Genomic DNA, 16,444 nt, shown 5'->3' with positions numbered 1-16,444 from the left:
AGCAACTATCTTTCCAATCTCGGAGAATAGCGTCTCTCTCACATTACACCGATATCTATGTATATATAGTAGATATAACTTTCAAACTAGTTATATCCAACTTGCTGTTTACTCACCTCAATCCGTTCAGATACACCTATCTGCCCAATTCATAATCATTTATAAAACCAAGAAACAGAATCAGTTGTTTCCACTTCCGTTTTCATGAACCCTAGAGGTTGCTATGTAATCCTTATCGTGATGTTTTTCAAGTTTGCTATTTTAGTATACACATTAGGGCCTGATGATCTCACCATCCGAGCCACTTACATCAAAAAAAAACCAACGCTATGCTTTTTAGCCAACTCACGCATCATTTTATAGGCATCTTCCGCAACAGACCACGCGAATGCAGCATAAATCACTTCTTTTCCAAGCGAGTATTCTTTTAATCGATTATTCGTTTCCGCTTCTTCCATCGCTTCAAACACATCGTCGTCCACATTCATAGAAGGAGATGTCAGTACAAGTTCTTCATAGAAACGTTGCGACTACTCTGAACTCACCTTAATGTCCGAGTAGGAATGATCTTCCGCCCGCTTTGACTGGATCAAAAACCATTAAAACGTAACTCATGTTTGTTCCTCCTTTATATATAGAAGAAAGTCGATTTCATTTATCCTACAAAATAAGAATATCCCCTACAGGTAACATTTCAAATTGTCTCCTGTCCCTTATTTCAAAGTTTATGCTACTTATATAGAAGAAACAAAAAAAGCGAAAGCCACGATAACATACCGAGGCTCCCGCTTCCTTCATTTACATTATAACGAATCATCATAAGTAACTGACCCATTTCATTCAGTCAAACCTTTATTCCCCACCTATAAATACATACCGACATATAACAATGATAGCCAATATCCACATAAGCCAGTGGATCTTCACTTTGCGCTCCGTAACCAGGTTACTGAATACGGCCAGAATTACATAGGATACAATCCCTGCGGAAATCCCGTTTGCAATTCCTCCAGTGAAAGGCATCAATACGATTGTAAGGAACGCCGGGAAAGCTTGTAGGAAGTCATCCCACTCAATGCTGCGAACCTGACTCATCATCAAGACACCCACGATGATCAATGCCGGAGCTGTTGCAGCGGACGGAACAACCAATGCCAGCGGAGCAATAAACAAGGCCAGGATGAACAGGATACCTGTCGTTACAGAGGTCAGACCCGTACGTCCACCAGCTTCGACGCCAGAGGCACTTTCAACAAATGCGGTAATTGTACTTGTACCCAGTGCAGCTCCTGCACTTACACCCACTGCATCGACGAGCATTGCTTTACCAATTGTTTTCTCGCCTTTCTTCTTGTCCTTCATAATCCCCATTCGCGTTGCTGTACCCACCATCGTTCCGAATGTGTCAAACAGCTCTACAAAGGTGAAGATAAAGATGATTTCAAACAATCCAAGGCTAATTGCACCTTTCAAATCCAGTTGTCCAACCGCCAGATCGCTGAAGTTAGGCAACCAGCTTGCACCGGACAGACCGCTGAGATTCGTAACGCCCATTGGGATACCGATCAACGTTGTAGCAATGATACCGATTAGCAGTGCACCTTTGACGCGCATAACCATCAGTACAGCTATAATGAGTAGCCCAATCAGTGCCAGTAATGCATCATGATGCGTGATGAAATTACCCAAAGACAGATTAAAACTGCTGCCAGGAATCGGTTGGCTCAGATCTGCATCAGGTGCAACATTAACTGTTACAGCGACCAGATTAGCCAGTTTGAAACCTACAATGGTAATAAAGAGACCAATACCAACTGTGATTGCCATTTTTAATGAGTCTGGAACTGCAACGAGCAGCATTTGACGAATTTTGGTCACTGTCAAAATAATAAACACGATACCAGAGATAAATACGGCTCCGAGAGCTGCCTGCCAGGAAATCGCACCGTTGGAACTCAGAACCACTGTCATGAAGTAAGCGTTCAAACCCATACCTGGTGCAAGGGCGATCGGAATGTTAACGAACAATCCCATAATGATGGTCATCAGACCAGCACCCACGGCTGTTGCAAAAAATACTGCATTGTCCGACATACCGGCTCCGGCCGATCCCAAGAACAACGTGTTTACGAAAAGAATGTACGCCATTGTCATAAAGGTAGTAAGACCCGCAACAATCTCCGTTCTAACGTTCGTTCCGTTTTCTTTTAGTTTAAAGAAACGATCCATAATTCACTAATTCCTCCTTAGAGATGTTGAAGCCTTATTGAAAAACGACAAATACCCCTGAAGATGAATGCATCACCCAGGGTTTTAGCTGATGAGGAGTGGCACTGTGCCAATTACGGAGAACAAAAAAAATTCTAATGTGCGTGATGTCATGCCCGACGCAATCATGTAGAATTCATGTGCTCAGCCTTCTCCTCTTCGTAGCCAGATCATTAGGGTGATCTCGTAGAGACTCCCAGGCCAATCCCCGGGATTATACGAAGTAGTATGCGCTATTTGTGTGTTTCCAATCACTATTTTAGGAGGGTTACCTCTAGTTTGTCAATGAGAAAAACGAATATTATTATCACTTATCATATAAATCGTTCGTATTATTTAACAAAATGAACCAGTTCAGCGGTTTACCACCCAAATTAAACTGAGGTTTCACAAATCAAAAAGCTACCGCAATCAAAGGCGGCAGGCACACTTTGATTGCGGTAGCTTCATGGGTTACCGTTACCGAGAAGATGGTTATGTGATGAGGATCATGTATTTGGATATTCAAAAAGCTTAGGTATGGAGAGCAGGCTGCTACGGTTACTAGTTCATTTTTTTACATGATAGGTCCTACGCCATATATTCTAAATCTCTGTCTGAAACACGTCCTGTGCCTGCTGTTGTTCCTGACCTGTATTATCGGTCGATCCCTCAGACAATTCCTGATTCTGGGCTTGATCGGAAGATGAATCTGCTGCCTCTAAGTTCACAAATGAAGAATCCCCCGCACCAAGAGCCAAGTCCTGCATACCCGAGCCGCATCCTGCCAGCATCACCATCAGAAACGCACTTCCAATGCCCATCTTCCATTTGCTCATATTGTCGGTTTTACGCATACATTCAATTCTCCTTTCAGTTGCCATATAGCCGTATTCTGTACTTAGTGTACAAGCCCGACATGAAAACAATATGAAACGAACTTAAAAAAGAAATTAAATATCCAGAGATTCATCGTTATACCACCATCCGCTCTCATCCCACATGCCTGCTGCCATTATCGCCTTCTTCGCCACTTTTTGCTGTTTGGCACTTTTCAAATGAACGATCATTCTTTCCAAGGATTTATGATAAATCAGGGATTCGATATCTTCGGCATTAATATGCTTCATTTGCAGAAGAGCGAGCTCTTTCAGACTTTTGGAAGTCTTTGCCCAGTCAATATTCTCCACATTCACATTGTTCAGGAAAACACGCTGTAATTCAGTCAGATTTTCAAGAGACGGCAGACTCGTTAGATGCGGCTGGTCCTCTATCCCAAATAAGTGCAATCCCTTCAATTCAGGCAATACGGATAGGTCAGATAATCCTTTCACCCTTAGGAGCTTCAACAATTGCAAGGATTTCATTCCCGCAAGGCTATCCAGATTCTCTGCTCCACCAAAACTGAGATGAAGTTGGCGCAAATTTGCTAACTCTTTTAAGTATCCCAATTCCTTTAACGGCATTCCCGAAATATAGAGGGACCGGAGTGAAGACAATGTTCCGATCGTTTCAATGTGCGTTCTATGACCATTCACACTCAGCTTATTAAGCTCGATAAAGCGGCTAAGTACGGACAAATCCGTTTTCTTTGTTTTGGTTTTGCCGATGCGGAGCTGATGTAAAGTAGTGGGTACAAGTGTTAACACCTCAAGAGATTCCGCTTCAAATACGTCAAAAGCAAACTCTCTCAGCTTTAGCAATTCACCTAAGCCCTCAATCCCATGAATGCGTCTGTTGCAATCAATCACAAGCTTTTCTACATGGTTCATATATTTTAGAACAGACAAGTCGCCAGATTGCGAATGAAAGCCATATATACGAAAAGTAACATCGGGTCTGTTTGCAAACAGCTCCTCATTCAATGTCTGAATCAAGTTTACATCCGGGATATTGTGCTCGCTGTATTGAACAATCTTTAGTTCAGGATGAGCCGTAAGTGCAGCAACCTCTTCACGAGTCCATCCGGGTTCAAGCTCGAGTCTTTCCTTCATCCGTCGTAGTTCCTCCTTACAGAGTGTTCTTCTTCGTAATATCTATTGGATGGTCCATTGATTATCGTAAACCAAAGTATAAATAACGTCTGGTGCAAACACAAAATTAAAAAAAGAGACCGAAGCTCCTTTGACGGAAACTCCGATCTCTTGTTATTAAATCTGTATAGATAACTTCTATTCCCACTCAATCGTTGCTGGTGGTTTGGAAGTTACGTCATACACGATACGGTTTACGTTATCCACTTCGTTAACGATCCGCACGGTGATTTTCTCCAATACGTCCCAAGGGATACGTGCCCAGTCAGCTTCATACCATCGATGGATGTTTTAAAATTTTCATAAACAAAATTGCATTTTACGTTTCATAGCTCATCGACACGGACAGTCTTGTTTAAGTTTCCCTCCCTTATCAGATTAATTTTCTCCACGAAACATGTATACTAATATTAGGATGGGAGGAGAAATATGAGAATTAACAATAATCTGCCAGCATTAAACGCCAAAAATAGAATTAATAATAATAGTAATTCCAAAAAAACTTCTTTTGAAAGACTTTCATCCGGTCTACGCATTAATCGCGCTGCGGATGACGCTGCTGGTCTAGCTATTAGCGAAAGTATGCGTGCTCAGATTCGGGCTTTAGAGCAAGGGGCAAGAAATATCCAAGATGGAATTTCATTAATTCAAACTGCGGAAGGTGCTCTCGATAGCATAACAAACGGGCTTCAAAGGATCAGAGAACTACTTGTTCAAAGGGAAAACGATACATACACCTATAGTGATAAAGAAACAATTAATCTAGAAATTACACACAACCTCCGAAATATAGAGGATATAACAAACAACACACAATTTAATGGAATCTACCTTTTGAACGGGTCACTTACTAATGCTGCTATCCATACAGGTACTGAAACAATTCCGCTAAGTATTAATGACATGCATCTGGACCTATATTATCGGGAGAATTTTAACGATCAAAATAGGTTTTCACAATGGCATCCTGCGCAAGGTTCCTGGACAGTCCAGAACGGTTCATTGACACAGTCCACTGAAGGAGTTGGTGACAAAACGATTCTCTCGGAAGTTATTCAAGGCAACGATATGACCATCACAGTCAATGGAAAATTCATGACGACACATCCGGATGGAAATATTGGCATAATTATTAAAGGAAACGACTTTAACAACCAAGTTTTTGGTTGGTATAGCCAGTACGGTGGATTATATATTGGAGAACGCGTAAACGGATCATATCGATTAATTACCTCCATAGTGGTGGATCCTGCGCAATTGGATCAGAACTATGAACTTACTGGAACTGTTGTAGGCAATTATTATACTTTTTCTGTCACGGGTGTAGGAAAGATCGAAGGCTATTCTGCCAATACATCCATGCTTGAAGGCTACACCGGATTGTTCACCGCTTTTTCGGAAGCAAGTTTTGATGATTATGAAGTCATTCCTCATCTCACAGTATCAGATATCAAAACCGCTTTAGATAAAGTCACAGGGGAGCGTGCAAAATTAGGCGCCTATCAAAATCGACTAGAGTACGCCTATAACAACACATCCAACTATTCTGAGAACCTTACAGCATCCGAGTCACGAATCAGGGACACTGACATGGCCAAAGAAATGATAAAGATATCTACACTGAGTATTCTAACCGAGGCCTCTCAAGCCATACTTGCTCAAGCAAACAGTCAACCCCAACGAATACTGGAGTTAATTCGGAACTAGGGTTGATTATTTCATCTAACCAAAATAAAAAGCTCATTCTTGATAACAATTTATCAAGAATGAGCTTTTTATTTAAAAATTCAAGGGTTCCAACCATATCAGGGCTTCTAAGCAATGAAGTCCACTAATATTTCACAACCTATTCCCACTCAATCGTTGCTGGTGGTTTGGAAGTTACGTCATACACGATACGGTTTACGTTATCCACTTCGTTAACGATCCGCACGGAGATTTTCTCCAATACGTCCCAAGGGATACGTGCCCAGTCAGCTGTCATACCGTCGATGGATGTTACGGCACGGATACCTACAGTGTAGGAATACGTACGCGCATCACCCATAACCCCAACACTCTTCATGTTAGGCAGGGCCGTGAAGTATTGCCAGATTTCGCGGTCAAGACCGGCTTTGGCAATCTCCTCGCGCAGGATGTAGTCCGAATCACGAACGATTTTGAGCTTGTCCTCAGTTACTTCGCCCAGTACACGAATAGCTAGACCCGGACCTGGGAATGGCTGACGCCATACAATTGCTTCTGGCAGACCGCACTCTTCGCCGACTTTACGCACTTCGTCTTTGAACAAGGCACTCAGTGGTTCGATCAGCTTGAAGTTCATGTCCTCAGGCAATCCGCCCACATTGTGGTGGGATTTGATGGTCTGAGCTGTCGCTGTGCCACTTTCCACGATATCCGTGTACAGTGTACCTTGCGCCAGGAATGCAAAATCATCAAACTGCTTGGACTCTTCGTCAAATACGTAAATAAACTCGTTACCGATGATTTTACGTTTTTGTTCCGGATCATCCACACCTACCAGTTTGGACAGGAAACGCTCTTGTGCATCGATTTTGACAACTTTCATGTCGAATTTGCCGACGAACGTCTCCATTACGCTCTCCGCTTCGCCTTTGCGCAGCAGACCATGGTCGATAAACATACATGTCAGTTGGTCACCGATGGCTTTGTGAAGCAATGCAGCAACCACGGAAGAATCAACACCGCCGCTAAGTGCGCACAATACTTTACCGTCGCCCACTTTTTCACGGATATCCTTGATCGTATCTTCAATGAACGTCTCCATGCTCCAGTTGCCTTCGCAACCACAGATTTCGTACAGGAAGTTTTTGATCATTTCATTACCGCGAACAGAGTGGCGTACTTCTGGATGGAACTGAACAGCATACAATTTGCGCTCATCGTTACTCATTGCTGCGATTGGCGCACTTTCCGTGCCTGCATCCAGTTTGAATCCAGCAGGAAGAGCAACCACGTGATCACCATGACTCATCCATACCGTATGTTCACCTTCGATACCTTGTGCGAGAGCAGCACCTGGTGCAAACTCAATATCCGCTTTACCGTACTCACGCTTCTCAGAACGCTCCACTTTACCATCAAGCTGTTGCGCCATGAGCTGCATACCGTAACAAATTCCGAAGATTGGCAATCCCAGATCATAAATGGCCGGATCTACGTGTGGTGCATTTTCTGCGTAAACGCTAGATGGTCCACCCGAGAACACGATTCCCTTTGGTGATAATTCTGCGATTTTCTCCGCCGGTGTGTTATACGGCAAAAGCTCGCTGTATACGCCCAGATCCCGGATTCTTCTGGCGATTAACTGGTTGTATTGGCCCCCAAAGTCAAGGACAACCACTATTTCATTTTGCTTATTCATTACCGAGCCTCCCTCAATTAATGAAACTAATTATACGCAACGACAAAACATACCGTCAAGGAAAGGCGAAACTCCTTTTTTCGACATCTCAAAACATGGCATATTCAACGCCTGAGATTACAGTATTTGGTCGAATATTCTCGCCTCTATTATATATATTCCCGATAGGAAATATAAGAAAAGGGTTGATGCACTATTTTCATCATAAAAGAGATCTTCCGCATGAAGCTTACGGTGTATGATCGCGGAAAGACGCCTCGTTCGCTTTATGGGGCGAGAAAGGCGTCCTATGTTTAGCGCTGCGCTGTACTTCGTGTTACAGCGCCTGCATGCGCCGGGCCAGTTGAAGTGCCCGGCGCAGGAAGTCCAGACTGTCCGCACGCAGCGGACGGTCCGGCCCGTACAGCAGCCGTTCCCAGTCGGCTGCGAACCGCGCGATGTCCGCGCCGTCCGTGCCTGCGGCTACGGCGGGTGACGCTGCATATTCACGCAGCGTCATTCCCGGCGGCCGCTGGCCGTAGCGGCGCGCGAGCGCGGTCCAGACCGGAGCGGCGGCGCTGAGCAGCCGCTCGCGGTCCGGAAAGCTGCTGCGCGGCCACGCCAGCAGCAGCCTTAGCCGCAGCGCGGGGCGAAGCCGCCGCATGCGGATGGCCCCGGCGGCGCACAGCAGCGCCGCTGCCGCAAGGGCTGCCGCGAGCCATGGGTGCGCGGCAATGGCTCGTGCGCGGGCGAGCAGCCATGCGCCCGCGTGAGCTACCCCGCCGTCCGTCTGCGGCGGGGTTACGGCAACGGGCTGCTGCCCGCTGAGCGCAGCGGCATCTTGGCCTTCACCCTGCGTCATGGTGAAGCCCGGCGTAGCCTCAAACGGCATCCAGCCCCCACCTGGAAAATACACTTCTACCCAGGAGTGTGCATCTCCTTGGGTCACAATGTATTGCCCGGAGACGTCCGCATCCGCTTCCCCGGGCCCGAATCCCTTAACCCAGCGTGCTGGAATACCCTCTGCACGCAGCAGCACAATCATAGCTGTCGAGAAATGATTGCAATATCCCTGTCGCGTAACGAATAGGAAATCGTCCACAAAATCGGTTCCGCGTGGTGGCATACGGGTATCAAGTGTATATTCGGCGTGGTCCGCAAGATACGACTTTACGGCTTGCACGGCATCATAACGAGTCTCACTTCCCTGAATGATTTCCTTCGCAAGAGCCTGCACACGTCCGGGAAGCGTAGTTGGTAGCTGCAAATACGTTCTGCGAATTGCCGCCGGATCTTTCATATTGGACTTCTTTCCCAGAAGGCGTAGTTGTTCAGGTGTTGCCACGGGAATCATGATGTCTGCCGTATAACTTTTGACAGATTGATTGTCATAGGTAGCCGCCAGCCATAACGTGGCGGAATCTTCATTTGATAGTAATAAACGTTTATTCTTCTGATTATCCCTGTTCTTATCCTGGAACGAAAGATTGATTGGCATTCCACCTGTAAAGAGGGGATTGGGTCCTCTCCATTCTCGCTTCATCGTTACCGTTTGACGAATACGTTGCCAATAGGCTGGATACTCCCAACCATCGGTACGCACCAATCCAGATGGACTTGCCGTCTCAAAGCTCTGCACAGGATCACTCCAGGTGCTTCCGTTATAATATGAACGGGTCTCGCCCCGCCAATACGTAGCTTCCGGACTTTTCGCCGTAAAAAAGATCGTGTCTCCCTGCACCAAAGGTGCGCCCATTGGTGCATCCGCTGTACTATATCCTGTGACGGCGGTTGTGGCAGGAATACTTCCGTGCTGTGTATAGCCTGCCCAGCGGGCCAGCCGTTCACCCATCTGCTCAAGGGATATACGTTCCGGTGGAGGAATGGAAGCAAGTTGACCAGGGATCGCTGAGAAAAGTACCATACCTGCAGACACCGCAAGCGTTACCGTGCACCAACGGCCATAAGGACTCTGCTTAAAGATCGGTGTGGTGACCCCGCCATTAAGGCGAAGCAACTGTAACATGGCCTGAATGAGTAGAATCCACAGCACAGAACGTATCACCGAAGCATATACATCCAGTCCGGCAAAGGATTCAAGCAGCAGCAAATAGACCAATGTTGCAATGCCAAAAAGCATCACACTTCGTCGCAGCAGTACAAGGGACTGCACGGAAGCCATCAGCATGCTCCAACCGCACATCATGAGCAGACCTCTTGTCTCCACACTAATCGAGTGAACACGCCAGGTACTCATGAAACTGCCCATATCCTCAGAAAGAGTGGCCGGATATGTAACAGCCCATCCAGCAGGGTCATTACCTCCATACATACAACATAATGCGGCTAGAGCAATGAGGAGTCTAATCAGTATTCCCGTGATCCAGCCGGTACGAAGCAACCCCGCGAGCAGCAAGGTTCCTGTTAATCCTGCCATCACGGACAAGAATCGTTCACTGCCCTGCTGACCCGTTGACGTAACCGGATAAATCCACTCCAGGGACAATATAAGCAAAATGGCGGAAAGACCGATTCTGTAAAGGAGAGGTTCCGAATTTTGGCCATGACTCTTCAAATCTACTCCAGATGTCCTGGTTTCCGCTTTATATATGGAATGCACAGACTCTAATCCCAAACTGGCGGTATGCCCCCTGTCAGCCACAGTGGAGTTCACTTGAGGGTTTCCATTATGCTCCCACATCCGTTACCTCCGCCTTTCTCATTGAAGGTAAAGAGCTGTCTGTGATCCAATGGATCTGTACTCCACTTTGACGAAGCTGTTCCAGACTTTCATTGCCCATGTTACGAATGGTTCGATCTGTTGCAATGGACTGTGCTGTTTCTGAAACTACAGTGGTATCAGAAGTCGCATCACCTTGAGTTCCTCGATTCTGAGCCATATTGCTGCTGAGGGATTCCGCTCGCGATATAGGTGATGGATCTTCTCCAGCCATGAACTCCGTTAACTGAACCTCTACCCTGTATCCCAACCCAATTGCACACATTACCCACTCCACAAGAGCTTCGTCCATTCTACCGGTGAGAACCACAATTCGTGACCCGATCGCCATTCTATCCAACATCTCTGTGCGAAGCGAAGGAGGTACAACTTGAGCCGTGGCAATTCGTGCCTGCGCCAGCTTGTCTAACGCATGGTTTTCAGGAGAGTGCAGTAGTTCTTGTTTCCATTTCTCCTGAAGAGCAGATCCTGACCCACCGCCTTCCGTCCACACTTGATAAGGAATGTTGTCCCGTTCAGCGGTATGAATCCAACGAGCAGCTGCACGGACCGCACGTTCAAAAGCAGGCATATCCCTCTTCTCTGACTGCCGCACTTTATAACCCGATGCACCTTCATACACCAGTATACCCAGCGAGACAGAATCGGAGGTTTCAGGCAAAAAAGTCTGAAGTCGACCCGTTTTGGCTGTGCTTTTCCAATGAACACGCCCCAGTGGGTCTCCTTGCTGATATTCCCGGAACTCAGGACTGCGATTCCCCTGACTGCTTCTTCGCTCAGACAGTGCATCTTCCCCCACGGCCGAGTATTCTCCAGAATTACTCTCACCCCATTCCGTAGCTTGGGGAACAACAATTAGCGAGGTATGATTCACAGTCTCTGCGGAGACCGTATTCCATCCGAAAACATCACCCCAGTACAATCTGCCTGATTCCCATCTGTACACACCTCTGCGCAAACCCGATAATTCATATTGATACGTAAACTGGCGACGGGTCCCCGGAAATAGTAATTTACGATGTACACCGGCAGGTGTATTCTCACACAGAATGATCCATAACAGTGGAATCGGGCAGTCGAATTTCAGTTCCACTGCCACCCGCGTTCTTTCGCCTGCCACAACCCGATTCGCATGCATTTGCCGCCGAATGTTAATATTGCGCGGACCGAAAAAATGGATAATCAGTGCGCTTGCGAGCATCAAGGCCGCTATAATGGACAGAAATAGCGCGGCTTTGCCGCCATGCCATACATATAAAGAGGCAAAAGCCACGACCAGGACAGCACCCAACATTCGTTGACCCAGCGCAGTCATTGACGCCGTCCCCTTCCCTGTGTCGCCATCTGTACAGGTACAGGAACCGATGACAGAGCTTCCTGAATCAATTGCGCCTGTGCCCAGATTTCGGCTCTGTTCTGGGCTTTTAATTGAACGCGATGGGAAAGGACCGGTACAGCCATCTCTTTCACATCATCGGGAATGACATAACTGCGTCCTTGGAGGTAAGCAAACGATTGTGCAGCAGCCATCCAGGCCAATGTTCCGCGCGGACTGATTCCCAGTCTTACCGCCGGATGACTTCTGGAGGCAACGGCAACAGCAACCAGATACTGTTTGACAACAGAGTCCACATGTACATGTTTCACTTCACGCTGCATGGCTACGACTTCTTCAGCAAGCATGACAGGACGAAGTTCATCAAGCAGTTCTCTGCTTTGCATCCGGGTTAACAGTTCGACTTCCTGCTCCGGATCAGGGTACCCCAGTCCGATCTTCATGATAAAACGATCCAACTGCGCTTCAGGCAGACGATAAGTGCCCTCAAACTGCAACGGATTCTGCGTCGCCAGCAAAAAGAATGGGCGCGGCAAAGCATAGGTTGTGCCATCCACTGTAATGCGTCGTTCCTCCATCGCTTCCAGAAGTGCCGACTGGGTACGGGGGGAAGCGCGATTGATTTCATCGGCCAGAACAATATTGGACATGACGGGGCCTGGTCGAAACTTGAATTCTCCCGTATGCGGATGATACATCGACGTGCCCGTCACATCTGCCGGCATCACGTCCGACGTGAACTGAATTCGTCCCATGGAGCAATCCAGCGCAGAAGCGACGGCGCGAACCAGCATCGTTTTGCCTGTACCCGGTACATCTTCCAGAAGTACATGACCTCCACTAAGCATTGCAGTTAACACATAACGAATCTCTTGTTTTTTGCCAATGATCACACTTTCAACTCGCTTCATAACTCTATTCAGCAATTCAACGGCATGCTCATGTTCCATTCGGATATAAGACATTTCTCCTGATCTCCTTCCATCCATCGGCATTCCTGAACCATACTAATCTATGATTCAGTGTTGCCCGGAAGTAGAGAGAATAGTCCTGCACGAACGACTTTATTCAGATCAATTTATCCAAATACATGCTGTTAGCAGCTGCCAGAGGAACGCTGGCTTTAACCGTCCATTCCTTTTCATTCACCTTTAGTGAATCAACGGTTACTCCCATATGCTCCATCAATTCACGTAGCGGAACCCAAATCGTTCCTCCCTGGCTCTGCACGACTCCCTCTGTCATCCTGTCATTCATCTGGTCTGCACGTTTCGTTGTCAGGTCTCCGCTGATACTGTCTGCATGGATGGTTCGGTCTTTCCATACGGCTGTAGCTGTCCTGGTCTCTGCATTCCAGCGAGCGCTGCCACCGAACTTTTTCATAAAGGTCCGCAAAGGCACCATGATCCGCTGATCTTCCACGCGAAACTCTCCTTGCTTCAATGTGGCTGCTGCCAAGCCGATTTCCACCTTCAGTTCCTTGCCAGCCAACCACAAGTTGCTGTTCTCTTGTACATTTTCTGCGACCCATTCCTTACCCGGAGCTTTGCGTGACTTGTATTTACCATTGGAATCGATGCGGAATTGAACAGGCTGATCCGAGGCCTTCATCGTGTCAAAACGAAAACCCTGATCGCGGTAATACTTGATAATGCCAGGTAGTGCTTTTACCGTCTCGGCATGAGCGCCTCCATCATGCATCAATACAATAACCGAATGTGCCCCGGCAGGCACCTTGGTCGCATTGTGTAAGATTTCTTTGGCCGGAACACCCTTCCGTTTGGAATCACCGCTGTCTACGTTCCAGTCCATAACGGTGTACCCGCCCAATTTCAGCAGATCAAAATAACTCTTATCAAAATGTCCGTAGGTACCTCCCGGTGCCCGGACCAGATTCGGTCGAAATCCGGTAATTCGCTCTACTACTGCCTCTGTCTGTTTGATCTGCTTCCAGAACACTTTGAAATCACTGTACAGCTGTTCATAATTATGATTAAACGTATGATTGCCCAAAGCATGTCCATCTTCCACAACCGCACGGATCATCTCAGGATAACGTTCTGCTTGCTCACCAAGCACAAAAAATGTAGCCAAAACCTGTTCCTTGCGCAAAATATCCAATACTTCACGGGTATGGTTACCCGGTCCGTCGTCAAAACTCAAATAGACTACCTTGTCTTGAGGATTCTCTTCTTTGGAGGCGGGTGCATCAGACCCCGATACAGAGGAAGCGTAAGTTGTGCCTGCCGATGCAGCGAATACACACAGCAGTACCACAATGCGAAGTATAAGCACAGACCATTTTCCAGATGAAATTGTATGTATTGGTGTTACCATGTTCGAATCAACCTCCAACGTCTCTAGTGAATTTGCTGATAGACTTCAGCAGATTTGTTAGAATTATATGGAGGGCGCGCTGAAAAAAGACGCGATTTTGTTTTATAATTTTTCACAATTTGGGATGGCTCGTGATTGATTCTTGGCTTCGGATTAGGTAGCATAATGGACAGGTAGGATCGTGAACAAAACTCCTTGGAGAGTACGTATCTCCTCCCACCCTGTCTGCAGGAGAGTGAAGTCTATTGGAATTGCTTGAGAAGGTCCAGCATCTGTTTGGATCCTACGGATACAGCGTTTTGTTTTTTGGCTTATTGCTGGAATTCATCGCCCTTCCCTTCCCGGGAGAAACGACTATGGCTTATGCAGGTTTTCTGTCCTACAAGGGTCATCTGGACTTCGGAATACTCGCCATCCTCGCTTTTCTGGGAACGACGATTGGCATGACGATCACTTATTTTATTGGGGCCAAAGCAGGTCTGCCGTTCATTACACGATATGGCAAATGGTTTCTGATGAAACAGGACAAGCTGGATAAAACGCAAAAGTGGTTTGCCAAGTACGGCAATGCCCTGATCTTCATCGGTTATTTCATTCCGGGAGTGAGACATTTCACCGGATATTTCGCGGGTATAGCCGCTGTTCCCTTTCGCAAATTCGCTCTCTACGCCTATTCAGGCGCACTGTTCTGGGTCATGCTGTTCCTGGGCATCGGCAAAATATTTGGACCTCAATGGAACGCGGTGTTTCAGCTTGTTCATCAATATGCACCTTACATCGTGGCGGGGATTGGACTGCTGCTGATTGCAGCCGTGCTGTACCGTTATCGAAAAGCGTGGGTAGCCCGATCGTTGCGCAAGCCTGCTGCTATTCGGCAAAGACAAAAATAAACGATAGCATTCACATATCTATCGATGATATCAATGGTTGAATTCAGACACATTTAGCGCAGAGGTTTTTCTGCCCTATTAGATGTGGGACCTCCGGGTTAACCTTTCTGTTAATAGTAAGGAGCTGCATATTGCGGCTCCTTTTTTTCACGTTTTTTTGGTTATACGTCTAATGTTAAAAGCCTCACGCGCCCTTAGCCATCCATAGGCTGTAAGCAGAACAGCAATTGCGGCAAAACCCAATCCGCCTGCGAAACCAAGCTTCCGTGGCTCTACCACTTCTAATAACAAACCTGCACCAAACATGGATAACCCCAGCATGCTACTACTGCAAGCCGTCACCAAACCATAGATGAGCCCTCGGTATTTCTCAGGTGTTTCACGCATCAGCAGTGTATCCAGACAAGCATTGCCTACCCCTGACATAAGGGCCAGCAGAATATAGATCAGAACTGCGATCACTGGCAGAGTCGCCATACTAAGTAGCATAAGCAATCCCCCTTCCACGAGCAGACACATTACTACTCCCGGGAGCAACCAATGCTGAAAATAACGAGAGCACCAGTTACTTAATACCAGCCCCGTCCCAAGCGCCGCATAGAACAGACCTACACCCCAATCCCCAAGGGCAAACACTTCAATTGCATATACGCTAATCAATACATTGTCGATCCCGTTTATGACCGGTACCCATAACTCGAACAGGATGATGATCTGTAATGCTACAGAGGATCGAACCAGCCGCCATATCACCGAAGGAACATAAAATGCACCATTGGCGCGAGCAATCACTGAAGGATTATCAGAAGCTGAAACGGTTGATCTCTCCACATTTTCAAGTGATCTCCCATTTGATTCAGTACCCATTCCCGATGGAAACGAGACTTTTCGGATCAAAACAGCAGCCACCAGGAAACACAGTGCATTGGTTATAAATGCAGCCTGCGGCCCCATCACTGATGAGGTGATCCCTCCAAGAAAGGCACCTACAATCAGCACCGTACCGTTCATTACCTGTTCAAGTCCGTTAATTTTGAGCAAGTTTTCCGGCTGTACAAGAAGTGGTATGCCTGATTTGCGAACCGGAGCATAGAGAGCCTCAGCACAGGCTAGTAAAGTACTCGCTGTATAAAGAATCCATAAATCATCTGCACTGTTTACGAGTAAATAACTCAGAGCAAGAGGCACCCTTATCAGATTGGTAAGCAGCATAATCTTTCGCCGTGAGAAGCGCAGGGTTAACATGCCACCTGCCGGGGCAAGCAACAGGAATGGAAGCACACGCAGACCAAGGGCTAGTCCTACGGCAACCCCTGATCCTGTTGTGCTGAGAATTAACGAAAGCATGGCCACCTGGCAGAAACGGTCACCTATGCCGTTCACTAATCCCGCGACAAAGAACTTGCGGTACTCCGATTCTTTTTGTAGCAGGATCACAATGGAAGATCTAAATAACATGACAAATCCTCTTCTCTAATATTAGATATTAATCTAATT

At 46.8% G+C, this 16,444-nt stretch carries 12 protein-coding genes, 1 pseudogene and 1 riboswitch; of the genes and pseudogenes, 2 read left to right on the top strand and 11 right to left on the bottom strand.

Features of this window, described 5'->3' with window-relative positions; all coding sequences use genetic code 11:
* Positions 1-305 precede the first annotated feature (305 nt).
* From ACDJ58_RS02410 to ACDJ58_RS02390, 5 genes and pseudogenes are all read right to left on the bottom strand, one after another.
* On the bottom strand, positions 306-470 hold the full coding sequence (locus tag ACDJ58_RS02410; RefSeq protein WP_413375184.1) for a hypothetical protein: 165 nt from the start codon (positions 468-470) through the stop codon (positions 306-308).
* Between the two features lie 382 nt (positions 471-852).
* Positions 853-2,229 carry an NCS2 family permease gene (locus ACDJ58_RS02405; protein ID WP_024630796.1) on the bottom strand — a complete coding sequence of 459 codons (1,377 nt, stop codon included), beginning with the start codon at positions 2,227-2,229 and terminating at the stop codon, positions 853-855.
* A 181-nt stretch (positions 2,230-2,410) separates the two neighbouring features.
* A riboswitch (purine riboswitch) is annotated at positions 2,411-2,510 on the bottom strand.
* Between the two features lie 342 nt (positions 2,511-2,852).
* On the bottom strand, positions 2,853-3,104 hold the full coding sequence (locus ACDJ58_RS02400) for a hypothetical protein (protein ID WP_413375182.1): 252 nt from the start codon (positions 3,102-3,104) through the stop codon (positions 2,853-2,855).
* Positions 3,105-3,200: 96 nt separating this feature from the next.
* Positions 3,201-4,241 carry a hypothetical protein gene (locus ACDJ58_RS02395; RefSeq protein WP_413375180.1) on the bottom strand — a complete coding sequence of 347 codons (1,041 nt, stop codon included), beginning with the start codon at positions 4,239-4,241 and terminating at the stop codon, positions 3,201-3,203.
* A 177-nt stretch (positions 4,242-4,418) separates the two neighbouring features.
* Positions 4,419-4,570: pseudogene (locus ACDJ58_RS02390) on the bottom strand (hypothetical protein); the annotation flags it as partial.
* Positions 4,571-4,709: 139 nt separating this feature from the next.
* Between ACDJ58_RS02390 and ACDJ58_RS02385 the strand changes: the two are divergent.
* Positions 4,710-5,987 (top strand): flagellin, encoded by a 1,278-nt coding sequence (locus tag ACDJ58_RS02385; protein WP_413375178.1) that lies wholly within the window; start codon positions 4,710-4,712, stop codon positions 5,985-5,987.
* Positions 5,988-6,126: 139 nt separating this feature from the next.
* Here the strand turns inward: ACDJ58_RS02385 and guaA are convergent, their stop codons facing one another.
* From guaA to ACDJ58_RS02360, 5 genes are all read right to left on the bottom strand, one after another.
* Positions 6,127-7,665, bottom strand: a complete 1,539-nt coding sequence (gene guaA / locus ACDJ58_RS02380) for a glutamine-hydrolyzing GMP synthase (RefSeq protein WP_413375176.1) — start codon at positions 7,663-7,665, stop codon at positions 6,127-6,129.
* Positions 7,666-7,981: 316 nt separating this feature from the next.
* Positions 7,982-10,345 (bottom strand): DUF3488 and DUF4129 domain-containing transglutaminase family protein, encoded by a 2,364-nt coding sequence (locus tag ACDJ58_RS02375; RefSeq protein ID WP_413375174.1) that lies wholly within the window; start codon positions 10,343-10,345, stop codon positions 7,982-7,984.
* Positions 10,332-11,699 (bottom strand): DUF58 domain-containing protein, encoded by a 1,368-nt coding sequence (locus tag ACDJ58_RS02370; RefSeq protein WP_413375172.1) that lies wholly within the window; start codon positions 11,697-11,699, stop codon positions 10,332-10,334. Before ACDJ58_RS02370 ends, ACDJ58_RS02375 begins: the two co-directional genes overlap by 14 nt.
* Complete coding sequence (locus ACDJ58_RS02365) at positions 11,696-12,685, bottom strand: AAA family ATPase (protein WP_413375170.1); 990 nt, start codon at positions 12,683-12,685, stop codon at positions 11,696-11,698. Before ACDJ58_RS02365 ends, ACDJ58_RS02370 begins: the two co-directional genes overlap by 4 nt.
* Positions 12,686-12,788: 103 nt before the next feature.
* Positions 12,789-14,057 (bottom strand): polysaccharide deacetylase family protein, encoded by a 1,269-nt coding sequence (locus ACDJ58_RS02360; protein ID WP_413375168.1) that lies wholly within the window; start codon positions 14,055-14,057, stop codon positions 12,789-12,791.
* 245 nt (positions 14,058-14,302) lie between these two features.
* Between ACDJ58_RS02360 and ACDJ58_RS02355 the strand changes: the two genes are divergently transcribed.
* Complete coding sequence (locus ACDJ58_RS02355) at positions 14,303-14,947, top strand: DedA family protein (RefSeq protein WP_076292229.1); 645 nt, start codon at positions 14,303-14,305, stop codon at positions 14,945-14,947.
* 147 nt (positions 14,948-15,094) lie between these two features.
* On the opposite strand, the gene ACDJ58_RS02350 is transcribed toward ACDJ58_RS02355, so the two are convergent.
* A complete protein-coding gene (locus ACDJ58_RS02350) occupies positions 15,095-16,405 on the bottom strand; it encodes an MFS transporter (protein WP_413375166.1) in 1,311 nt (436 codons plus the stop codon).
* Positions 16,406-16,444: the final 39 nt, after the last annotated feature.

This window comes from Paenibacillus taichungensis, from assembly GCF_047302525.1.
In the GTDB taxonomy this organism is placed as follows: Bacteria; Bacillota; Bacilli; order Paenibacillales; family Paenibacillaceae; genus Paenibacillus; species Paenibacillus taichungensis_B.
This window is presented reverse-complemented; position numbering and strand designations above follow the sequence as displayed.